Source organism: Rhodococcus koreensis (assembly GCF_017068375.1).
Taxonomy (GTDB): domain Bacteria; phylum Actinomycetota; class Actinomycetes; order Mycobacteriales; family Mycobacteriaceae; genus Rhodococcus_F; species Rhodococcus_F koreensis.
Window position 1 is genome coordinate 3,132,190 of record NZ_CP070609.1, and the last position, 22,362, is coordinate 3,154,551.

The 22,362-nt window shown below is 67.3% G+C and carries 21 protein-coding genes; 7 read left to right on the forward strand and 14 right to left on the reverse strand.

What is annotated here, in order from left to right; translation table 11 throughout:
* Positions 1–3: 3 nt before the first annotated feature.
* The 9 genes from JWS14_RS14470 to JWS14_RS14510 form a co-directional block, all read right to left on the reverse strand.
* Positions 4–789 (reverse strand): enoyl-CoA hydratase-related protein, encoded by a 786-nt coding sequence (locus JWS14_RS14470; protein ID WP_072937270.1) that lies wholly within the window; start codon positions 787–789, stop codon positions 4–6.
* A 116-nt stretch (positions 790–905) separates the two neighbouring features.
* Positions 906–1,763 carry a 1,4-dihydroxy-2-naphthoyl-CoA synthase gene (gene menB / locus JWS14_RS14475; RefSeq protein ID WP_072937105.1) on the reverse strand — a complete coding sequence of 286 codons (858 nt, stop codon included), beginning with the start codon at positions 1,761–1,763 and terminating at the stop codon, positions 906–908.
* A 104-nt stretch (positions 1,764–1,867) separates the two neighbouring features.
* Positions 1,868–2,626, reverse strand: a complete 759-nt coding sequence (locus JWS14_RS14480; protein WP_072937269.1) for an SDR family NAD(P)-dependent oxidoreductase — start codon at positions 2,624–2,626, stop codon at positions 1,868–1,870.
* Positions 2,627–2,664: 38 nt separating this feature from the next.
* Positions 2,665–3,588 carry a hydroxymethylglutaryl-CoA lyase gene (locus JWS14_RS14485; protein WP_072937104.1) on the reverse strand — a complete coding sequence of 308 codons (924 nt, stop codon included), beginning with the start codon at positions 3,586–3,588 and terminating at the stop codon, positions 2,665–2,667.
* A 19-nt stretch (positions 3,589–3,607) separates the two neighbouring features.
* A complete protein-coding gene (locus tag JWS14_RS14490) occupies positions 3,608–4,846 on the reverse strand; it encodes an acetyl-CoA hydrolase/transferase family protein (protein WP_206013584.1) in 1,239 nt (412 codons plus the stop codon).
* Positions 4,846–6,039, reverse strand: a complete 1,194-nt coding sequence (locus JWS14_RS14495) for a thiolase family protein (RefSeq protein ID WP_206013585.1) — start codon at positions 6,037–6,039, stop codon at positions 4,846–4,848. The genes JWS14_RS14490 and JWS14_RS14495 overlap by 1 nt, the downstream gene beginning before the upstream one ends.
* A complete protein-coding gene (locus JWS14_RS14500) occupies positions 6,039–6,788 on the reverse strand; it encodes an SDR family NAD(P)-dependent oxidoreductase (RefSeq protein WP_072937101.1) in 750 nt (249 codons plus the stop codon). The genes JWS14_RS14495 and JWS14_RS14500 overlap by 1 nt, the downstream gene beginning before the upstream one ends.
* Entirely contained in the window at positions 6,788–7,954 is a 1,167-nt protein-coding gene (locus JWS14_RS14505) for an acyl-CoA dehydrogenase family protein (protein WP_005250871.1), read from the reverse strand. Before JWS14_RS14505 ends, JWS14_RS14500 begins: the two co-directional genes overlap by 1 nt.
* Before the next feature lie 72 nt (positions 7,955–8,026).
* Positions 8,027–9,106 (reverse strand): acyl-CoA dehydrogenase family protein, encoded by a 1,080-nt coding sequence (locus JWS14_RS14510; RefSeq protein WP_206013586.1) that lies wholly within the window; start codon positions 9,104–9,106, stop codon positions 8,027–8,029.
* A gap of 117 nt (positions 9,107–9,223) precedes the next feature.
* Between JWS14_RS14510 and JWS14_RS14515 the strand changes: the two genes are divergently transcribed.
* A complete protein-coding gene (locus JWS14_RS14515; protein ID WP_174705440.1) occupies positions 9,224–9,985 on the forward strand; it encodes a FadR/GntR family transcriptional regulator in 762 nt (253 codons plus the stop codon).
* Between the two features lie 74 nt (positions 9,986–10,059).
* Here the strand turns inward: JWS14_RS14515 and JWS14_RS14520 are convergent, their stop codons facing one another.
* Both JWS14_RS14520 and JWS14_RS14525 read right to left on the reverse strand, forming a co-directional pair.
* A complete protein-coding gene (locus JWS14_RS14520) occupies positions 10,060–12,015 on the reverse strand; it encodes an AMP-binding protein (RefSeq protein WP_206013587.1) in 1,956 nt (651 codons plus the stop codon).
* A gap of 2 nt (positions 12,016–12,017) precedes the next feature.
* Positions 12,018–13,193, reverse strand: a complete 1,176-nt coding sequence (locus JWS14_RS14525; RefSeq protein WP_206013588.1) for an acyl-CoA dehydrogenase family protein — start codon at positions 13,191–13,193, stop codon at positions 12,018–12,020.
* A 62-nt stretch (positions 13,194–13,255) separates the two neighbouring features.
* On the opposite strand from JWS14_RS14525, the gene JWS14_RS14530 reads away from it, so the two are divergent.
* On the forward strand, positions 13,256–13,708 hold the full coding sequence (locus JWS14_RS14530) for an FAS1-like dehydratase domain-containing protein (RefSeq protein WP_206013589.1): 453 nt from the start codon (positions 13,256–13,258) through the stop codon (positions 13,706–13,708).
* Positions 13,705–14,121, forward strand: a complete 417-nt coding sequence (locus JWS14_RS14535; RefSeq protein WP_206013590.1) for a MaoC family dehydratase — start codon at positions 13,705–13,707, stop codon at positions 14,119–14,121. Before JWS14_RS14530 ends, JWS14_RS14535 begins: the two co-directional genes overlap by 4 nt.
* A 64-nt stretch (positions 14,122–14,185) precedes the next feature.
* On the opposite strand, the gene JWS14_RS14540 is transcribed toward JWS14_RS14535, so the two are convergent.
* Entirely contained in the window at positions 14,186–15,868 is a 1,683-nt protein-coding gene (locus JWS14_RS14540; RefSeq protein ID WP_206013591.1) for an AMP-binding protein, read from the reverse strand.
* Between the two features lie 108 nt (positions 15,869–15,976).
* Complete coding sequence (locus JWS14_RS14545) at positions 15,977–16,756, reverse strand: enoyl-CoA hydratase/isomerase family protein (RefSeq protein ID WP_072937093.1); 780 nt, start codon at positions 16,754–16,756, stop codon at positions 15,977–15,979.
* Positions 16,757–17,005: 249 nt separating this feature from the next.
* Here JWS14_RS14545 and JWS14_RS14550 point away from each other — a divergent pair, with 249 nt between their 5' ends.
* Positions 17,006–18,130, forward strand: coding sequence for a LuxR C-terminal-related transcriptional regulator (locus JWS14_RS14550; protein WP_206013592.1), 1,125 nt, complete (start codon positions 17,006–17,008; stop codon positions 18,128–18,130).
* The gene (locus JWS14_RS14555) at positions 18,123–19,094 is read left to right on the forward strand and encodes a helix-turn-helix transcriptional regulator (RefSeq protein ID WP_206013593.1); all 972 of its coding nucleotides are present in this window, start codon (positions 18,123–18,125) and stop codon (positions 19,092–19,094) included. Before JWS14_RS14550 ends, JWS14_RS14555 begins: the two co-directional genes overlap by 8 nt.
* A gap of 20 nt (positions 19,095–19,114) precedes the next feature.
* Here the strand turns inward: JWS14_RS14555 and JWS14_RS14560 are convergent, their stop codons facing one another.
* Positions 19,115–19,435, reverse strand: a complete 321-nt coding sequence (locus JWS14_RS14560; protein WP_206013594.1) for a 2Fe-2S iron-sulfur cluster-binding protein — start codon at positions 19,433–19,435, stop codon at positions 19,115–19,117.
* A gap of 335 nt (positions 19,436–19,770) precedes the next feature.
* Between JWS14_RS14560 and JWS14_RS14565 the strand changes: the two genes are divergently transcribed.
* Entirely contained in the window at positions 19,771–21,093 is a 1,323-nt protein-coding gene (locus JWS14_RS14565; protein WP_072937090.1) for a cytochrome P450, read from the forward strand.
* A gap of 4 nt (positions 21,094–21,097) precedes the next feature.
* Entirely contained in the window at positions 21,098–22,327 is a 1,230-nt protein-coding gene (locus JWS14_RS14570; RefSeq protein ID WP_072937089.1) for an NAD(P)/FAD-dependent oxidoreductase, read from the forward strand.
* Positions 22,328–22,362 lie beyond the last annotated feature (35 nt).

Sequence of the window (22,362 nt, forward strand, 5' to 3'; positions counted from 1 at the left end):
CGCTCAGGAGAATCGCGGAGCGCGCTTCTCGAGGAAGGCGGTGATGCCCTCCTTCGCCTCTCCGTTCTCGAACAGGTCCTGCTCCTGGGCGACCTCGAACCGGAAGCCCTCCTCGAGCGGGGTGTCGAACGACGCGTCGACCGTGCGGATGACGGCGCGCTGCGCGGGCAGCGACATCGTGCACAGCTCGGCCGCGAGCGCCTGCGCTGCATCGGTGGCGGTACCGGCGTCGACGAGTCGGTCGATCAGTCCGATCGCATGCGCCTCGGCGGCGAGGACCTGCCGGGCACTCAGCATGATGTCCAGGGCGCGACCACGACCCACGAGACGCGGAAGTCGCTGCGTTCCACCGGCTCCGGGGATGAGGCCGAGCTTGACTTCGGGCAGCCCGAACTTCGCGTCCGCCCCGCCGACCCGCAGGGTGCAGGCCATTGCCAGTTCGAGGCCGCCGCCGAGTGCGAGGCCGTCCACCGCGGCGATCGAGATGCGGTCGGCGGACGCGAGTCGGTCGAGCGCCCCACGGAGTCGATCGCCGTACGCGGTGAAGGACTCCGCGTCCACGGACGACATGTGCTTGATGTCGGCGCCGGCCGCGAAGAAGCCCGGAATGTCCGAGCGGACGACGATCACCTTCACCGATCCATCGGCGTCGGCTGCGTCGAGCGCCGCGTTCAGGCCGTCGATGATCGGCAGCCCGAGCGCGTTCGCCGGCCTGCGTTGCAGCGTGATCGTCATGACGCCGGCGTCGACGTCGCTCCACGCGACTGCGGGCGTTGCGGTTTCCGACATGCACACCATCCTGTTCGGTCCAGTCCCATGTGAGCGGCGAAGTGTGCGCGGGCACACTTTGCCACTCACATGAGGTATTGACCCAACCATACTAATTGTCGGACCGAAATGGAAGATCAGGGCCGCCGCGGAAACTTCTCGAACTCGGGGCGCCGCTTCGCTTTGTACGCCTCGCGCCCTTCCTTCGCCTCCTCGGTCGAGTAGAACAGCAAATTCGCGTCGTGAGCGAGCTGCTGAATGCCGGCCATCCCGTCCTCGGCGGCATTGAAGCTCGCCTTCATCAGCCGCAGCGCGAACGGCGACAGCTGGAGCATCTCGCGGCACCACTGCACGGTTTCCCGTTCCAGGTCGGCGAGCGGGACGACGGTGTTGACCAGCCCCATCTCGCGCGCCTGCTGTGCGTCGTACTGACGGCACAGGAACCAGATCTCCTTGGCCTTCTTCACCCCGACGAGTTCGGCGAGCAATCCCGCACCGTAGCCACCGTCGAACGACCCGACCTTCGGACCGACCTGACCGAACCGGGCGTTATCCGCCGCGATGGAGAGGTCGCAGACCAGGTGCAGAATGTGGCCGCCGCCGATCGCGTAGCCGGCGACCATGGCGACCACCGGCTTCGGCAGACGCCGGATCTGGATCTGCAGATCGGTGACATGGAACCGGCCGACGCTTCCCGCCTTCCCCGGTTCGGTGAGGTAGCCGGTATCGCCGCGCACCCGCTGGTCGCCGCCGGAGCAGAACGCGTCGGGACCCTCACCGGTCAGCACGATGACGCCGACCGAGGAGTCCTCACGGGCATCGACCAGAGCCTCGGAGATTTCCATCAGCGTCTGCGGACGGAACGCGTTGCGCACCTCCGGACGGCAGATCGTGATCTTCGCGATCCCGTCGCCGCTGTGCTCGTATCGGATGTCCTCGAACTCACCGACTGCCGTCCAGGACACGAAATCCGTTGTATCACTATTGTTCGTCATGAGGCGATCATAGGCACACGCGCAAACGATCGTTATCAACGGAGCCCGCATAACGACGAAGGTGCGGCCCGGAAACGGGCCGCACCTTCCGAACGGATATGCCGTCAGGACATCGTCAGACCACCGCTGACGGACAGGGTCTGTCCGGTGACGAATTCTGCTGCATCGGAGGCGAAGTACGCCACCGCGGCACCGATGTCCTCCGCCTTCCCGAGTCGCTTCATCGGCACGGCGCGGGTCATGCCTCCGATCACCTTGTCGGCCTCCTGACCCGAGCTGTCGGCGAACTTGCGGAGCGCCGGGGTGTCGGTCGGGCCGGGGCACACGGTGTTCGCGGTGACGCCCTTGGTCGCGATCTCACGGGCGAGGGTCTTGGTGAAGGCGATGATGCCGCCCTTGGCGCCCGAGTAGACGGCCTCGAGCGACGAGCCGACGCGGCCGGCGTCCGAACCGATGTTGATGACCCGGCCGAAGCCGCGCTCCACCATGCCCGGGACGGTCGCCTGGATGACCCGCAGCTGGCCCTTGAAGTTGATGTCGAGGATACGGTCCCAGAACGCCTCGTCGGTCTTCAGGAACGGCATGAAGTCGTCCCAGCCGGCGTTGTTGACGACGATCTCGACCGGGCCGAACTGCTCGGCGACCTGCTTCACCGCGGCCTGCACGGACGCGGTGTCGGTGACGTCGACGGGCACGGCGATCGCCTGGCCGCCGGCGTCGCGGATGCCGGCGGCGGTCTCCTCGGCGACCTCCAGGTTGAGGTCGGCCACCGCGACGCGGAAGCCCGCTGCCCCGAGGGCGTCGGAGATGCCCTTGCCGATGCCCTGTGCACCGCCGGTTACGAATGCGACTCGATTACTCATGTTCTTCTCCGTCTTGTGGTGTTCGTGGGGGAAAGCGGTCAGCGCGTGCTCGCGGCCCATTCGATGGGGCCCGCGACGATCGAGTGACTGGTGAGTTTGCGGCCGAGCACTGTCTGAGCTTCGCGCGCGGCCTCGATGACCCGCGGAAGGTCGAGACCCGTCTCGACTCCCATCTCGTGGAACATGCTCACCAGATCCTCGGTGGCGATATTGCCCGTCGAGCCTGCCGGAACGGGGCAGCCGCCCAGCTCTCCGAAGCTCGATTCGAAGCTCGCGCAACCTGCTTCGAGTGCAGCGTACGCGTTGGCGAGGCCCTGGCCACGCGTGTTGTGGAAGTGCGCGGTGACCTCCACGCCGGGCAGCCGGTCGAGCGCCGCGGCGAAGAATTCCGACGCGTATGCCGGGTTGCACATGCCTGTGGTGTCGCCGAATCCGATCTCGGTGGCGCCGGCCTCGGCGAACCGTTCGGCCAGGTCCAGCACGCGTCCCAACTCGACCTTGCCCTCGAACGGGCAGCCGAACGACGTCGCGATCACCGCGGCGCAGTCGAGGCCCTCGGCGACGATCCGCTTGGCCATGACGTCGTTGTCGGCCATCGTCTCGTCGACGGTGCGGTTGACGTTCTTCTTGTTGTGGGTCTCCGACGCGCTGACGAAGATTGCGACCTCGTGGAACTTGTCGCGCACCTTCAGTGCGTTGTCGAGGCCCTTGCTGTTGGGGACGAGCACCATCAGTTTGGTGTCGTCGGGCACCTCGATGCGCTCGAGGACCTCGACGCCGTCGGCCAACTGCGGGATCACGTCCGGCCGCACGAAACTGGCGACCTCGATCCGGGTGAACCCTGCCCGCCCGAGGGCGTTGATCAACCGCACCTTGTCGTCGGTCGGGATGTGCTCCGGTTCGTTCTGGAAGCCGTCACGCGGTCCGACCTCCCGGATCTGGACCCGCTGCGGACGTGCCATGGCGTTGACTCCTTTCCCCTCACTCCGTTGCGGATGCAAGGTCGTACTCCTCGAGATCGAATTCCAGCCTTTCGCGGTGGTCGGGTGCCGCCACGGCGATCATGCGCCGCGCACGCTCGCCCAGGGAACATCCGCGCAGTGCCGCGGCACCGTGTTCGGTGACCACGAAGTCCACGTCGGCGCGGGCGGTGGTGACCGCGCCGTATTCCAAAGCAGTCTTGATCGTCGACTCCCCTCGCGAATCCGCGCGCATCGCGATGATCGAGCGGCCGCCGGTCATCGCCGCGGCCCGGGAGAAATCCACCTGACCCCCGACGGCACCGGCGTAGGTCGTGTTGCGCAGTTCCGCGCCGACCTGCCCGGTCAGGTCCACCTCGATCGCCGAGTTGATCGACACGAACGATCGCAGCTGCGAGAGAACCTGCGGCGCATGGGTATAGCTCGCCGGGCGGAAGGCCACCGGAAGACCGGGCAGCCGGTCGTACAGTGCCGCCGTTCCGAGCGCGGCGCCCGTCACGTGCAGCCCAGGATCGATCTCCTTACGCGCCCCGGTCAGCACGCCCCGGTCGATCAGTCGGAGCGCCGCGTCGGAGATCATGCCGGAATGCATCCCGAGGTCCTTGTGACCCTCGAGAGCGGTGAGGACGGCGGCGGGCAGCGTCCCGACGCCGATCTGGATCGTGTCTCCGTCCGCCACGAGATCGGCGACGTTCCGCGCGATCGCCCGTTCCACCGCGGCGGGCTCACGGTCCGGCGCCTCGAGCAACGGCCGGTCGGTTTCCATTACCGCGGCGAACCGCGACAACGGAATACGTGGTGCGCCCAGCGTGACGGGCATACGCCGGTTGATCTCGGCGATGAGAACCGGAGTGTGGTCGAGGGCGTCCGCGATGTAGTCGACACCGACCCCGAGCGAGCAGTTCCCGGCCGAGTCCGGCGGTGACACCTGCACGAACCCGACGTCGCACGGGAGCCGCCGTTCGGCGAACAGCCGCGGCAGTGCCCCGTAATGGCAGGGCACGACCTCGAGTCGGGCGAGGCGGCGGAGTTCGCCGAGGCCACCGTAGGAGACGACGGAGAGTTCGTCGGGCAGTTCGCTCGTCAACCGCCGATTCCAGGTCAGTCCCACAAATGCCCGCACCGGGCCGATCGACGAAACCTGGTCGAGCAGGGCGTGGACGAGCGGGGTGGGTTCCGCGCTCGTCTGGCTCCACCAGATTCCGTCGCCGGGCCGGATGTGCGGCGTCAGGTCGATCATCAGTCGATCCGCTGGATCAGGGTCGCCGTTCCCAGGCCGCCGCCGCAGCACATGGTCACCAGACCGATTTCGGCGTCACGCCGCTCGAGTTCCGCGACGATGGTGGCGATGAGCCGGGCACCGGTCGCGCCGACGGGGTGACCGAGCGCGATCGCACCGCCGTTGACGTTGACCCGGTCCATGTCGGGCTTCAGTTCCCGCTCCCAGGCCAGAACCACCGAGCTGAACGCCTCGTTGACCTCGAAGAGATCGATGTCGTTCATGCTCATTCCGTTGCGGTCGAGCAACTTCCGGGTGGCCGGGATCGGACCGGTCAGCATGATGATCGGGTCCACCCCGACGGTCGTCTGATCGAGAATCCGGGCCCGGGCCCGCAGTCCGTGCGCGTCGACGGCCTCGCGGGAAGCGAGCAGCACACCGGCCGCCCCATCCGAGATCGGCGACGAACTGCCCGCCGTGATCCGGCCGTTCTCCCGGAACACCGTCTTCAGCCCGGCCAGGCTGTCCAGGCTCGTGCCGGGGCGGATGGTCTGGTCGGTGGACCGGGTCTCGCCCGCAAGATCGAGGGGGATCATCTCGGCGTCGAAACGGCCCGCCTCGATGGCCTCGGTCGCCAGACGATGGGAGCGGACGGCGAACTCGTCCATCTCCTGCCGGGAGATCTCCCACCGGTCCGCGATGAGTTCGGCACTCTCGCCCTGGTTCACGAAGTCGTACCGGTCGCGCAGCGCTTCCGGCCACGGGTCGCCGTACAGTTCGGAGATCTTGGCCGGTGAGTTCATCGGCACGTGGCCCATGTGTTCGACACCGCCGGCCACGACGACGTCGTGGGTACCGGAGCCGACCAGGGCGGCGCCCATCTCGACAGCCGTCTGGGCGGATCCACAGCGGCGGTCCAGGACGACGGCCGGGACCTCCGGCGGGTAGCCGACCTGCAACCAGGCGTTGCGGCCGATGTTGCGGGACTGCTCGCCGAACGGTGCGGTGCACCCGATCACGAGGTCCTCGACCGTCGCCGGAGCCAGCCCGCTGCGGCGGATCAGTTCCGTGTACACCGCGCCGAGCATGTCGTTGGGATGGGTGTCGCGGAACCAGCCGCGGTCGGGGTGCGACTTGCCCATGGGGGTGCGCGCTGCTTCCGCGATGATCACCTCGCGGGCGGAACGCTGGAAGGGGTTGCGCTTCTCGGCCATCAGATCACCGTCCCGCCGTCGACGGGCAGCACCTGGCCCGTGATGTACGCCGCGCCGTCGGACGCGAAGAACACGAAGCTGGACGAGATCTCGTCCGGTTCCGCCCAGCGGCCCAACGGGATCCGCGCGAGCGTCTTGGCGGCGAGCTTTTCGTTGCTCCGGATGTTCTCCGTCATCTTGGTGGCGGCGAGCGGCGCAATCGCGTTGACCGTCACCTGCTTCTTGGCGAGTTCCCGCGCCAGCGACTTCGTGAGACCGATGATGCCCGCCTTCGCGGCACCGTAGTTGGCCTGCCCGATGGTGCCCACCAGGCCGGCCGCGGAGGTCACGTTGATGATGCGCCCACTGCCGTCGGTGGGCAGGTACGGGAGGACGGCCTTGCTGCAGACGAAACTGCCGACGAGGTGAATGTCGACGATGCGGCGGAAGTCGTCTTCTTCGAGGTTCGGGAACATTGCGGGCGCGATGGCGCCGGCGTTGTTGACCAGGATGTTGAGCGTGCCGCCGTTCAGGGCGGCGGCCTGCTCCGCCGCCGCGGCGGCCGCGTCGCCGTCGCGGACGTCGAGGGCCGCGGACTTCGCCGAACCGCCGGCCGCGGTGATCTCCGCGGCCACGGCCGCAGCGGCCTCGCCGTCGACGTCGGTGACGAGCACGGCCGCGCCTGCTCGCGCGTAGGCCTGCGCGACCGAGGCACCGATGCCGCTGCCGGCACCGGTCACGAGGGCGGATTTTTCGGTGAGTTCGAACATCAGTAGCTCCTGGGAAGGCCGAGGACGTGCTCGCCGAGGTAGTTGAGAACCATCTCCTGGCTGAGCGGGGCGATCTTGGTCAGGCGGGCTTCGCGGAAGTACCGGGCCACGTGGTACTCCTCCGAGTAGCCCATGCCGCCGTGGGTCTGCAGTGCGCGGTCCGCGGCCTGGAAACCGGCGTCGGCGCAGAGATATTTGGCCATGTTGGCCTCGCGGGCGCAGGGCTTCCCGTTGTCGTAGAGCCACGTCGCCTTGCGCAGGACGAGTTCCGCGGCGTCGAGTCGGGCCAGCGAATCGGCGAGTGGGAACTGCAGTCCCTGATTCATGCCGATGGGGCGGCCGAACACCTCACGTTCGTTGGCGTACTGGACGCCGCGGCGCAGGGCGGCCCGGCCGATGCCGAGGGCCTCCGATGCGACGAGCATGCGCTCCGGGTTGAGGCCGTCGAGGATGTACTTGAAGCCCTTGCCTTCCTCGCCGACGCGGTCCTCGACGGGGATCTCGAGGTTGTCGATGAACAATTCGTTCGACGTGACCGCGTTGCGCCCCATCTTCTTGATCGGGCGGATGTCGACCTTCGAGCGGTCCAGGTCGGTGAGGAACAGCGTCAGACCGTCCGTCTTCTTCTTCGCGTCCTCGAACTTCGTGGTGCGGGTGAGGAGAAGGATCTTCTCCGACTCCATCGCCTTGGAGATCCAGACCTTGCGGCCGTTGACGATGTACTTGTCGCCCTCACGCCGCGCGAAGGTGGTGATCCTGGTGGTGTCGAGGCCGGCGCCGGGCTCGGTGACACCGAAGCAGACGTGCAGGTCGCCGTCGACGATCCGCGGAAGGGTGCGCTGCTTGAGTTCCTCGGAGCCGTGCACGATCACCGGGTGCATTCCGAAGATCGACAGGTGCATCGAACTCGCGCCGTTCATGCCGGCGCCGGAAGCGGCGACTTCCTCCAGCAGGATCGAGGCCTCGGTGATTCCCATACCGTGCCCGCCGTACGCCTCGGGCGTGGTGATGCCGAGCCAGCCGCCCTTGGCGAACGCGTCGTAGAACTCGGTGGGGAACTCGTGCTCGCTGTCCTTCTCCACCCAGTACTGCTCGTCGAACTTGCCGGCCAGCTCTCGCACCGCATCTCGGATCGTCGCTTGATCCTCGGTCAGATCAAAGTCCACAGCACGTCCCGTCGTCGTTGGTTCCGTTTGGACTTAAGTTACTAAAGGACAGACCAAAAAGTCAACGGCGAATCACCCGGCGGCGGGCAACAGGGGCAGATCCCGCGCCAGGCGCTCGTTCCACACGCCCGGGCCCCCGAACAACTTCTCGTCGAGCTTGGCGCGCTTGTAGTAGAGGTGCAGATCGTGTTCCCACGTGTAGCCGATCGCGCCGTGCATCACGAGGGCGCTGTCCGCCGCCCGCACCGCATTTCGCGGCACCTGCGCCTTGGCGACCGCGGCGTGGATTGCACGGTCGGCGAGGCCGAGATCGACCGACGCCGCGGCGTAGTAGGCGATGGAACGTCCCGCCTCGACGGAGACGAGAATGCCTGCCGCAGCGTGCTTCACAGCCTGGAACGACCCGATCGGGACGCCGAACTGGTGGCGCTGCTTGCTGTAATCCACCGCGAGCCGCAACATGCGGTCCATCGCCCCGAGCGAGTCGGCGGCCACGAGCACGGCCGCTCGCAGCCCCGCGTCCTCGAGCGCGGTGGCCGCGTCGACGTCGAGACGCTGTCCGGCGGCGTTGTCGAACCGGACGTCCGCGGCCGCACGGGACGGGTCGAGGAGGCGCCGCGGTTCGACCGCGACGCCGGGGTCGCCGACGCGCGCGAGGTACAGGGCGGCGGTTCCGTCGGGGTCCGTCGCGGGGACGACCAGCAGTTTCGCCCGTTCGGCGCCGAGCACCGTCGCGACGCGACCGGTCAGTGCGCCGGTCTCGTCGGCGCGCACCGAGTCGGCGACGCCGAACGGACGGGTCGCGTCGACGGCAACCGCGGCGAACCCACCTCCGGCCAGCACGTCGGAGGCGACGTCGACGGGCAGCATGGGTGCCGCGAGAACCGACGCGGTCCAGGCACTCGCCGGAGCGGCGTACCGGCCCAGCGCCTCGGCAGTCAATGCCAGTTCGAGCAGACCACCGCCCTGACCACCGATTTTCTCGTCGAGACCGGCGGAGAACCAGCCCTCCTCGACGAATTTCTGCTCGAATTCGGCAGGATCTCCCGATTCACCCCACTTGCGGACATTCGCCGGAGCGGCGAACCGTCCGAGCCAGCCGTCGAGGGCTTCGGTGAACATTTCCTGCTCTTCTGACAGTTCCCAGCGCATACAACTGGTCCTCTCGATGAGACGAAGAATAGGCTGCAAGACAAGTGCAGCGAGAACCCAATGGTATATTAGGTCTGACCGTTAGACCAGAGAGGGCGGGGAGCCATGCCACCAGCCGTGCCGAACACCACCCGGAACGGACGTTCCTCCATTCAGTTGACACCGATGGAGGTACCGAAGGCGTCGGACGTCCTTGCCAACGAACTGCGCGAGCGCATTCTCAGCGGGGACTACGTCGAGGGCACACCGCTGCCACCGGAGCGCGAACTCGTCGTCCAGACGAAGATGAGCCGCACCACGGTGCGCGAGGCCCTGCGAATCCTCGAAGTACAGGGACTCGTCCGCATCAAGGCGGGCCGGGCCGGTGGCGCCTTCGTTCAGCGACCGGGTGAACAGTCCATGGCCGACACGGTGGCACTGCTCATCCGTGGTCGTCAGATCCGCCTCGCCGCACTGCTCGAGACCCGCGAGGCGATCGAACCGTTCTGCGCACAACTCGCCGCCCGCCATCGCACCGATGAGGATCTCGCCCGACTGGACGCCGCCAACGACGACATCGCCGGAGCAGGCGACAAACTCGACGACTTCCTTCAGGCGAACATCGATTGGCACGTCGCCGTCGCGAGCGCCAGCCACAACGAACTGTTGTCAGGTCTCATGATCTCGCTCTCGCGGGCCATCTACGCCGCGACCGAGAACGAAGGATTCATCGACGACAAGGTTCGCGAGATCACCGTCAAGGCGCACCGCTCGGTGACCAGGGCAATTCGCGAGAAGGACGCCGAGGCCGCGGTACGACGCATGAGCAGGCACGTCCACTCGTACGCCGAGTCGATCAAGGACTTCGAGCAGCGCACCGACATTCCGCTCGACGAATAGCTTTCCTTTTTCTGCTTCTTTCCTGCTTCGACGACGAAGGCCCCACACCGTGCGGTGTGGGGCCTTCGTTGTACTCACGACGCTGCGTTGCTTGCCCCCGCCACCACTGCGCGGATCTCGTCGACGGCCTCCGGGTTCTCGGCACCCGACAGGTCCCCGGGATCGATGTCGAGCGCGGCGGCCCGCACCGCTCGGCGCAGGATCTTCGCCGACCGGGTCTTCGGCAGGCGCGACACCCGGTGAACAGCGCTCGGCGCGAACGGTTTCCCGAGTTCCGCGGCAACGCTGGCGACCAGTTCGGCCGAGATGTCCGTCGTGTCGGTGTCCGCGCGGGGAACCCAGAACGCCCAGACCGCCTCGCCCTTCTTCGGGTCGGGGACACCGACCGCCGCCGCCTCCGACACCGCCGGGTGCGCCGTCAGTACGGCCTCGACCTCCGCGGGCGCGAGACGCTTTCCCGCCACGTTCATGACGTCGTCCGATCGGCCGCGGATGTACCACTGACCGTCGTCGTCGACGAGGGCGTAGTCGCCGTGCCGCCACATGCCGGGGAACGTGGACCAATACGCCTCCAGGTAGCGTTCCTCGTCCTTCCACACCCCGCGCGTCATCGACGGCCACGGTTGCCTGCAGACGAGTTCGCCCTGTTCCCCGCGCAAGGAGCGTCCCGCGTCGTCGACGACGTCGACGTCCATACCCAGGGACGGACCGCCCAGCGAGCAGCTGTGGATCGGCTCCACCGGATACGGTGCAAGGAACGAGCCGCCGACCTCGGTGCCGCCGGAGAAGTTAATAATCGGCACCCGGCCGCCGAACACGTCCCGCGCGAGCCACTCGTACGAGTCCGGGTCCCACGGCTCGCCGGTGGACCCGATCGTGTGCACGGAGGACAGGTCGTACCGTGCCGCGACGTCCGTGTCCCGTCCGCGCAGGGTACGGATCAGCGTCGGTGAGACACCGAGCATCGTCACCCGGTGACGCTGTGCGAGCTGCCACAACCGGTCGGTGTCCGGCACGTCCGGCGAACCTTCGTACAGCACGAGGGTTCCACCGTTGGCGTGGGTGCCGATGATCGACAGCGGGCCCATGATCCAGCCCATGTCGGTGATCCAGCAGAACACGCCGCCGGGCTTCAGATCGAACGAGTACGCGACCTCGCTGGCCGTCTTCACGAGGAACCCGGCGTGGGTGTGGACGGCACCCTTCGGCTTGCCGGTGGTACCGGACGTGTACGCCAGCGCGAACGGCTCGCCCGCGTCCATCGCCTCCACCCGGCCCGGGTCACCGGCGTTGCCGAGGAGCTTGCCCCAGGAGATGTCGCGATCCGTGGAATCGACTGGGACGCCGATGTTCTCGACCACGACGACCGACTGCACCGTCGGGCACGAGGCCAGCGCGTCGTCGAGGGCCGGTTTCATCGTGACGGACTTGCGCCGGCGGACCGTTCCGTCCGCGACGATCACCACCTTGGCGTCCGCGTCCTGGATGCGGGACGCGATCGCGCTCGGAGCGAACCCGGAGAACAGCGGAACCAGCACCGCACCGAGCCGCGCGACGGCATACACCGACACGACCGCCTCGGGGATCATCGGCAGGTAGAGGGCGACGGCGTCGCCCTTGCCGACGCCGAGTTCCCGCAGTCCGGCCGCGGCCCGCTCGACGTCCGCCGCGAGTTCGCGATACGAGAGACTGCGGACCGTGCCGTCCTCGGCCTCGTGCGCGACGGCCGTCCGGTCGGCGACCGCGGGATCGGCGAGCCACCGCTCCAGACACGCGTCGACGACGTTGGACGTGCCCCCGACGAACCACTCCGGGTACTCGATTCCGCGTGAGGTGTCGAGCACCTCGCGGTACGGCGATCGGAACGGCAGACCGAGGTCGCGGACCACGGCATCCCAGTACCACCGCACGTCGGCGACGGAGCGGGCGCGGAGTTCACCCAGGCCCGAGAGTCCGTGGGCGCGGGCGAGCCGGGTGACGTTGGCGTTCTCGACGTACTCGTCGGTGGGGCGCCAGGTGTAGTCGGACACGGTCAGCTCCTCGGCATTTCGAGCATGCGCTCGGCGACGATGTTGCGCTGGATGAAGGTGGAACCGCCGGCGATGGCGGTGCCGCGGGCCTGATATGCGAGCCGTTGCCACCGCGCCGTCTTCTGCGGCTCGTCGTCGAGGGCGAATTGCCCGCCCACCGGCTCGAGGGACAGCCGGAAGTCGGCGAGTTCCTCGACGAGGGGGCAGAAGAACAGCTTGCCGATGGACGTGACCGGCCCCGGTGGGCCGTCGTTGGCCGCGAGGGTGATGACGCGCTGACCGATGAGGTAGTGCACGAGGGCCCGGCCGTAGAGATCGGCGACCTTCTGCCGGATCACCGGGTCCTCGCCGAGCGGACGACCGGCGTCGTCGGTCATTCCCGCGATGTCGGAGACGATGTCGTCGACGGCACGCTTGGTGTTGACGCGGCCCGTCGCGATCGCCACCCGCTCGTAGGCGAGCGTGCCCATCGCGACCTTCCAGCCGCCGTCGACCTCGCCGACGACGAGGTCGTCGGGGATGAACACGTCGTCGAGGAATACCTCGTTGAACTCCGCCTCGCCGAGCATGTGCGCGAGCGGTCGCACGGTGATTCCCTCACTGTCCATCGGGACGAGGAAGTACGTGATGCCCTTGTGCCGCGGACCGCCACCGGTGCGGGCGAGCAGGATGGCGTGGGCGGCGATGTGCGCGCGGCTGGTCCAGATCTTCTGCCCGTTGACCTTCCAGCCCCCGCCCACCTTGGTGGCTTTGGTGCGGAGGGAGGCGAGGTCGGACCCGGCATCCGGCTCCGAGAACAGCTGGCACCAGATCTCGTCACCGGCCAGGATCGGTCGAAGGAACCGTTCCTTCTGTGCGGGTGTCCCGAAGTCGATGATGGTCGGGCCGGCGAAGTCCTCACCGATGGTGTTGAGGCGCTCGGGTGCGCCCACCCGGTCCATCTCCTCGGTGAAGATGGCCTTGCGGATCGGGTCGGCGGCCTGGCCGCCGTACTCCTCCGGCCACGACATCCCGCCGTAGCCGGCGTCGAAGAGCAGCCGCTGCCATTGCTGCCAGAACGGCACCTTGTCGACCAGATCGACCGGTTCCGGCCACGGCAGCGTCGGGACCGCTTTTTCGGCCCACTCCCGGACTTCTGCACGGAATGTGGCCTCGTCTGGGGAATCAGCGAGCTCCATTGCACCCTCCTCACGAATTTAGGCTCAATGATACTATAGGTCAGTCCAAAAAGGAGGCCCGGATGTCCGACCCACTCCCCGCCGGCGTCGTCGACCGCGTCGAATACGACGTCGAACGCGGCAAGATCCGCGAATTCACGCGCGCCACGTTCACCACCGATCCCGTCCACACGGATCCGGCCGTCGCGCGCGACGCCGGATTCGGCGACGTGCCGGCCACTCTCACGCACACGGTCGTCGCCGGACACCAGCGCGACCAGCGCGCGTTCGTCGACTCGCTGGGCCTGGCCCTCGCCCGGGTGGTGGTCGGTTCGGTCACGTGGACGTACCTGCGACCGCTCACCGCCGGCGACCACGTGGTCGGCACCCGCCGCGTCGTGGCCGACGAGCTGCGAGAAGGCAAGCGCGGCGGGACGATGCGCGTCGTGACCCTCGAGACCGAGTACGTCGACACCGGCGGCGAGCCCGTGGTCCGGCTCGAGGAAGTCCTGATCGAACGAGGAGAGCAGCGATGAGAACACCGGCGAAGGTACGCGTCGGCGATACTCCGGACGTCCGGGTGGTCGGTCCGGTGACCCAGACCGACATCGTCCGGTTCGCCGGGGCGGGAGGCGATTTCAACCCCTTGCACCACGATCCCGGCTTCGTGGCCACGTCGGGCTTTCCGGGCGTCATCGCGATGGGTCAGATGCAGGCCGGGATCCTGGCCGGTTGGGTGTCCGACACGTTCGGTGTCGAGCATGTGCGCTCCTTCGGAGTCCGGTTCGTCGCTCCGGTCTTCCTCGGCGACACGCTGACCCTGGGTGGCACGGTGGTGTCGATCGACGAGACCGAGGGCGAGTCGCTCGCAACGCTCGATCTCGTCGCCTCCGGAGACAAGGGCCCGGTGGTCACCGGATCGGCGACGGTCGTGGTGGCCTCGACCTGATCACCCTTGTCGAACAATGCGAAAGGGGGCGAAGCCGATCGGCTTCGCCCCCTTCCTTGTTCGATCAGCTGACGGCCTGTGCCCGTTCCCGGTCGGCCTCGATCTTCGCCGCGATCTGGGCGCGCAACACGTTCTTCTGGATCTTGCCCGTGGCCGTCGTCGGCAGCGCCTCGACGATCTCCAGCCGCTCCGGAACCTTCTGGATCGCCACCCCCTGCTCGAGCAGGTAGGCCTTGATCTTCTCGAGCGTGACGTCGCCGTACCCGGGCGCGGCAACGAGGTAGAGGCACACCGCCTCCCCGAGGCGCTCGTCCGGCATCGCGACCGCCGCGACACCGCGGACGGCGGGATGAGCGGCCAGGAGATCCTCGACCTGACGCACACTGATGTTCATGCCGCCGCGGATCACGATGTCCTTGGTCCGGCCGGTGACCCGCACGTAGCCGTCCTCGTCCATCCGGCCGAGATCCCCGGAGAGGGAGTAGCCGTCGGGGGTGAACAGCTTGGCGGTCTCCTCGGGATTGTGGAGATACCCGAGCATGTGCATGGCGCCCTTGTAGGCGACGTCGCCCTCCTCGCCGCGCGGAACCTCGTTACCGAGTTCGTCGACGATCTTGACCGATTGCAACGGCAGCGGACGACCGTCCGAGGTGAGCGACCGCTCGGGCTCGTCGTCAACCGTGCACATGGTGGTCGTGACATTCTCGGAACGGCCGTACAGGCTGAGCACCTGCAGGCCGGGGAACAATTCGGCCGCCTTCGTGACGAAGCTGGCGGGGATCGGGGCGCCGGCCGCCACCCACAACCGCATGGTGCCGATGTCATGCACGGCGGGGTCGTAGACGTCCATGACCATCTGCAGGAACGTCGTGGCACTCACCGCGACCGTGCAGCCGCGTTCCTTGATCTGTTCCATGCCCCGGACCGGCTCCCACACCTCGATGAGGTGCGACGCCGCCCCGTGCATGAGCGGGAGGACGATGCTGGTGACCAGGCCGGTGGTGTGGGTGATCGGGGAGGGGCCGAACTGCACGTCGTCGGGCGTGTACGCGAACCCCTTGGCCAGCAGACGGGATCCGCAGGCGAACGTGTTGAACGTGTGGATGCAGCCCTTGGGACGGGACGTGGTGCCGCTGCTGTAGACGATGACGAACGGCTCGTCCGGACCGACACCGGGCCCGAGTTCGTCGATCGCCTCGTCGGGGCCGATGTCCGCGAACAGCGACTCGAACGACACCGCACGATGCGGGAGTTCGCCGCTCCCGCGGACGACGACGACATCCTCGAGCGACTCGACGGCACCCAGGATGTCGGTGTACATGCCGGCGTAGTCGAACTTCTTGAAACTCTGCGGCGTAATCGCCAGCCGCACACCGGCGTTACCGAGGATGTACTCGACGTCGTCGCGGCGGTAGATCGGCATGATCGGCACCAGGACGGCGCCCAGTCGCGACAGCGCGACGGCGATGATCGCGAATTCGATCCAGTTCGGAACCTGCACGGACACGCGGTCGCCGGCGGCGATGCCGTGGCGCCGAAGGCCCACCGCAAGACTCAGCGCCTTGTCGCGCAACTCCCGGAAGGTGATGCCGCCGCCGGTGTCGTCGGTCAGGAAGACACGGTCGCCCCGCTCGGCGACCTGAGCCTCGAGCATGTCGAAGAAGGTGTCGCGGTGCCACTGCCCGGTGGCATAGAACTCTCGGATCTGTTCGTCCGAATAGCGATCGGTGACCGATGCGAACGCCATGGGAAGCCTTCCTCTGTGCGCAGATGTGAAGAGGGAATAGAAAACTCTGTGTTGGCCCTCACAATATAATGGTTGGACCGAAATCGCAACGAGCTCCCGGTCCGGCGATCACCGCATGCTCCATACGGGAGAACGCTTTTCGCGAAACGCGGTGACGCCCTCGACGATGTCCTCGGTCGTGAACGCGAGAGCGAGCTGGGACTGCAGCGCCGTGAGTGCATCCGGCAGCGACATGTCCCGGGTGTTGTTGATCGCCTCCTTGCCCAGCCGCATGAGCAGCGGCGATTTGCCGGCGAGCCGCCGCGCCCACGCGCGGACCTCCGTCTCGAAGTCGTCGTCCGGGATCACGCGGTTCACGAGCCCCAGTTCGAGTGCGTCCGTGGCCGTGATGAGCTCGCCGTACATCATCAGCTCGTTCGCCTTGAGTCGCCCGACGTTCCGGTAGATGAGGGCGGAAATCATGAACGGGAAGACGCCGACGTTGATTTCCGGGCACCCGAACCGGACCGACTCCTTGGCGAGCACGAAATCGCACGCCAGCGCGAGACCGAACGCACCGGCCAGCACGTCGCCGCCCGCCGCGCAGATCACCGGCTTCCCGAGACCGCCGATGAGCTGATACAGCCGCGGGAAGCGATCCAGACCGGCGTATTTGACGATCGTGGGCGTCTCGCTCGCGAACGCCTTGAGGTCGCCGCCCGCCGAGAAGATCTTCTCGTGCGAGGACGCGAGCACAACAACCCGCACGTCGTCGTCCCCGCGCGCACGTTCGAGTGCGGCGAGCAGCTCGTCGAGCACGTCGTCGGACAGCGCGTTGCGGGTTTCGGGGCGATCGAGAGTGAGGACGGCGATGTGCTCGTCGACGTCGTATCGCACGGGGTGCGCCATAGGGCCGATCCTTTCGATTTTGGTCTTACCATTCGACCCTAGTACGACGACGGTATCCGCGACAAGAACCTGTCCGCATCACTTTCGCGGAACGCGTGACGTATTTGGACTGACCATATACATTGGAGTGAGGTCGCTGACGGCGCGGAAACGTCCCAGGTGGCACCTCCTATACTGTGCGTTACGTCACAGGAATGGGCGACGGTGTCGTCGTCATCCGTGCGGCGGCCGCGGCGCAAGGAGTGGTGAGTGGTCATTTCGACGAGTTCGTTCGAGCTTGCCGAGCAGGCAGTCGCAGAGTTGCAGGAGCTTCTCGGGAGCGAGCCGAACCTGATCCAGCTGGCGGACGGCGAGCCCGACCTCACGGTGATCCGTGCGTTCGCGGCCCGGAAGCTGCGTGAAGGTGTCTCCTCCCCCGAGCACACCCTGCGCCTCGCGGAACTCGTGACGCGACTCGACGCCGCGAGCCGCGACGACATCGCGCGCCGACTGCGCGTGCACACTGCCCAGTTCGAGGCGTTACAGCGGGTCGTGCGTGCGCTCGACACCGGCTCGGACCGCATCGCCGAAGTCGTCACACAGGAACTGTGCACGAGCCTGGGATACGGCAAGGCGATGTTCTCCGTGGTCCGCGGTTCCACCTGGTCTCCCGTCGCGCTAGCCGTCAACCCCGAACTGACAGGGGACTTCCACGAACTCATCACGGCCATTGACGGACGCGAGATCTCGCTGCGCGAGGCCCCCCGCGAGGCCGAACTCGTCCGGCGCCGCCGGCCCTACGCGGTGGACGGCGTCGACACCTACCGGCATACGTACCGACCCCTCATCGATCTGTCGCGGCCCGCCGGATACCTCGCGGTTCCCATCGTCGTCGACGCCCGCGCGGTGGCGATGATCCACGTCGACCGCCAGAGCGACAGCCTGTCCGACACCGACGTCCACATCGTCGGAGTACTGGCGGGCGCGTGCGCCTCGTCGAAGGAGCGCGCCGACCTGCGTCGCCAGATCCACACCCGCAACGAGCACGTCGACGCCGAGATCCAGCGGCTCACCCAGGCACTGCGACACCTCGAGCAGCCCCTGACGATGCCGGAACTCGCCACGTGCGACCTCCCCCGCTCCGGCGCGCACAGCGGGGAAGACACGTCGCAGGCGCCGGTCGTGCCCCGCGCGCACACCTTGACCGCTCGCGAGCGCGAGGTGCTCACACTGATGGCGACGGGAGCGACCAATGCGGCCATCTCCCGTCGCCTGTGCATTTCCGACGGCACCGTCAAATCCCATGTCCAGCGGATCTTCAAGAAACTCGGCGTCTCGACGCGGGCCGAGGTGGCGGCGCTGTGCGCCAACGCCAAGACGGTGTCCGGTGGCTGACGCGCCCCACCCCGACGAGAACACCACGGACACCGAACTCGATCGCGCCATCGCGGACGTCCTGACCGAGATGCGGGTGGCCGACCCGGCACAGTCGACCGAACTCGGGAGACGCCTCGTCGACCTCCTCGACCGCAGAAACGCCGCCGACGCGAACCGGACCGCCGAGATCGGTGCGATCGCGACGCGCATCGATCGCGCCGTCCGAGCACTGGACGACGCCGCCTCGAGCGCGGAACTGATGCGCCGCGCATGCGAATGTGTCGCGGAATTGTGCTCTGCGAAAAGGGCTGTCCTGTCCCGCCTCGACGGGGACCGGATCGTTCCCGTGACCTGGTTCAGCGCAGACCCCGGCACGATGCCGTCACCACCGGCCGAATTCGACGTCGCGGACGGTTCGCCGGAGGAACAGGCGCTCGCGACGAACACGGTCAGAGTCGGCACCGACGTACCCGCCGCACTGCAAGAACTGCTGGGCACCAACGGTTTCACGACCGTTCCGGTTTTGGTCGGTGGCGGCGCCGCCGCGCTCGTGCACATCGACACACCTGTGGATGACATCCGCCGCCGCGCACTGGGGGTGTTCGCCGAAGTGCTCGGCGGGTGCTTCGAGCGAGTCGGCCTGGAATCGCGCCGTGAGCGCCAGAGCGCGCTCCTGCACGACAGTGCCAGGCGATGGGCCGGCGACACCGACGTCGACACGGCGCCTCCCCGCGGCGCATCCCAACTCGCCCCGGCGCAGGCCGACCGCGACGCCGCCGAGCAGCGCCTGCTCGACCCCCTGACCGACCGCGAATCCGACGTCGTCCGATTGATTCTCACCGGGGCGTCGAACTCGGCGATCGCCGAGGAACTGGTCATCACCATCGACACGGTCAAGTCGCACGTGAAACGCATCCTCCGGAAACTCGGTGCCACCAACCGTGCCGAACTGATCGCGAAGTATCAGGCCGGCACCCGGTAACGCGGCCGGTGGAAGGCCTCTCAGGCGTCCGAGGACGGCACGGTCACGGTGACGGTGTCCACGTCCGGCGTGAGCACGAGCTGGCAGGCGAGACGCGAGCACGGCTGGACTCCGTCGAGGAATTCGAGGAGGTCCTGTTCCTCCAACGTCGGTTCGCCGAATGCCGCACTGGAATCGTTCTCCAGGTACACGTGGCAGGTGGCGCACGAGCAGCTACCGCCGCATTCGGCGACGATGCCGGGAAGGTTGTTGCGGACCGACCCGTCCATCACGCTCTGGCCGGCGGGAACGTCGACGGACGACGTCGAGCCGTCCGGAAGCTGGTACACGACGGTGGGCATGGTGATCTCCTTCAGGTTGACCGGTGAACTTCTGCGCGGCCGTCATGCCGTAGCGAAGGTCCGGCCGCGTTCTCGGTACCGAAAATTGTGTCGCCGGTCACTGGCCGGGCACATCACCACTTCGACTGATTACCCCCCTCCCGTGGGGTGATCCTTGCCCCGGCGACCCCGATGTGCGCTGGGGTGACCGGGCACACATCCCCCGTTAGGTGGACAACTTTCGATCGATGGTGTGATGCCCCTCACTCCTGTGGCTGACAGGCTGAAGTCACTCCAGTCGGCGAGGGCGCCGCGACGTTCGGCGCCGCACCACACTGCACCACGAAGGGGAATCGATGAGCACTACAGAGCAGGTCACGGAACTTATTCCGGACACCGTCGCCCGTCAGATCGTTCTACCCGAAGGACACCGGGACAACGACGCACTGTTCGAGGCCTACCGCTGGCTGCGCGAGAACAATCCCCTCGGCCGTGCCATGGTGGAGGGGTACGACCCCATCTGGCTGGTGAGCAAGCACGCCGACATCATGGAGATCGAGCGTCAGCCCGACATCTTCACCAGTGCGGGCGCCGAGGACAAGGGCTCCGTCAACCCGATCCTGGCGAACCAGGCCGGCGATCAGTTCACCAAGAGCATCAACAACGGCAGCCTCCGCATCCTCGAGACTCTCACCTACCTCGACCCGCCGGAGCACACCGCGATCAAGGACATCGCGCTGGACTGGTTCCGGCCCACCAACCTCGCCCAGTGGGAAGCGACCATCCGCGACCTCGCGAAGGCTGCCGTCGCCCGGCTTCTGAAGACGGACGGCCGGATCGACTTCGTCAAGGACTTCGCCCTCCACTACCCCCTGCACGTCATCATGAGCCTGTTCGGGGTGCCGGAATCGGACGAGCCCCGCATGATGGCCCTCACGCAGGAGTTCTTCGGCACGGCCGATCCCGATGCCGCGCGGGAGGACGTCGAACCGCTCACCCCGGACGCCGCCGCGAAGCAGTGGGTGGCCACGATTCAGGACTTCTACGCCTACTTCGAAAGGCTGCTGCAGGACCGGCGGGCCAACCCCCGCGACGATCTCGCGACCATCATCTCGGTGGCACGCAACGAGAGTGGCGAGTACTACCCGAACGAGGTGGCCTACGGCTATTTCATCGCCATCGCCACCGCGGGTCACGACACCACCTCGAGCACCCTCGCCGGCGGCATGCTCGAACTCGGCCGCAACCCGGAGCTCCTCGCGAAGGCCAAGGCCGATCCGGCGCTCGCCCCGCACATCGTCAACGAATCGCTGCGCTGGGCCTCGCCGGTGAAGCACTTCATGCGTCAGGCGACGCAGGACTACACACTGCGCGGCCGCGACATCAAGAAGGGCGACCGCTTCATGCTGCTGTACCAGTCGGGCAACCGCGACGCGGACGTCATCCCGGACCCCGACACCTTCGACATCACCCGCAGGCCCAACAAGCACATCGCCTTCGGTTACGGCCCGCACATGTGCATCGGCCAGCACCTGGCGAAGCTCGAACTGCGGATCATGTTCGAGGAACTGCTCCCCCACATCGAGTCCCTCGAACTCGCCGACGACACGAAGATGATCCAGACCAACTTCGTCGGCGGGCTCAAGAACATGCCCGTCCAGATCGCGTTCACCCGGTAACACCATGGTCACGTCACATGCGTCACCCACCGTGGTGATCGTCGGGGCCGGGCACGCCGGCGGCACTCTCGCCGGCATGCTGCGGCAGCAGAAGTTCGGCGGTCGCATCGTCTTGTGCGGGGACGAGACCCATCCGCCCTATCACCGCCCGCCGCTGTCGAAGAAATACGCCGACGACGAGTTCGTGCAGTGGCTCAAACCGGAATCGTTCTACGCCGACAACGAGATCGACACGCTGCTCGGTGATCCGGTCAGCCGCATCGACCGGGACGCGCGAACCGCGACGACCGTATCCGGAACGGTGCTGGAGTACACGACACTCGTGCTCGCGACGGGCGCCGCGCCGCGGACGCTGTCGCTCCCGGGAAGCGATCTCGAGGGTGTGCTCAGCCTCCGCACCCTCGCCGACGCCACGATGCTCCGCGAGGCCGTGCACTCCGGATCGGCGCTCGCCATCATCGGCGGTGGGTACGTGGGACTCGAGGTCGCGGCGTCGGCCCGCGCCCGCGGATGCGACGTCACGGTGATCGAACGGGAGGACCGGGTGCTGGCCCGGGTGGCGAGCCGGGAACTGTCGACGGCACTCACCGACTTCCACCGGAACCGCGGCACCCGCATTCTCACCGGGGCCGAGGTCCGGGGAATCACCGGCTCCGACGGCCGCGTCGCCGGGATCGAACTCGGTGATGGAACCGAAATCGCCTGCGACGTCGTCCTGGTCGGGGTCGGTGCCATCCCGAACGACGCGCTGGCACGCGAGTCCGGCCTCGAGTGCCTCGCCGGAATCGTCGTCGACGGGTCGGCCCACACCAGCGATCCGCACGTTCTCGCGATCGGGGACGTGACCTATCGGCTGCACGACACGCTCGGGAAGATGGTGCGGCTGGAAAGCATTCCGAGTGCGGTCGAGCAGGCGAAGCAGGCGGCGGCGGTCATCATGGGCGCCCCGCTCCCACCGCACGAGGTGCCGTGGTTCTGGTCGGATCAGTTCGATCTGAAGATGAAGATGGCGGGCATGATCGGGCCGGACACGCAGCCGATCCTGCGTGGCGATGCCTCCGCCACCTCGTTCGCACTGTTCCATCTCGACAGCGACGGGATACCGGTGGCCGTCGAGACCGTGAATGCCGCAGGCGAATTCATGGCCGGAAAGAAGTTCATCGGAAATCGCACCAAGGTCGACCGCACCGCCCTCGCCGATCCCGCGACGCCGTTGCGGGAAGCCGCTCTCTGAGCATTCGATCCACGCCGGTCCTTCTCGGGCCGGCC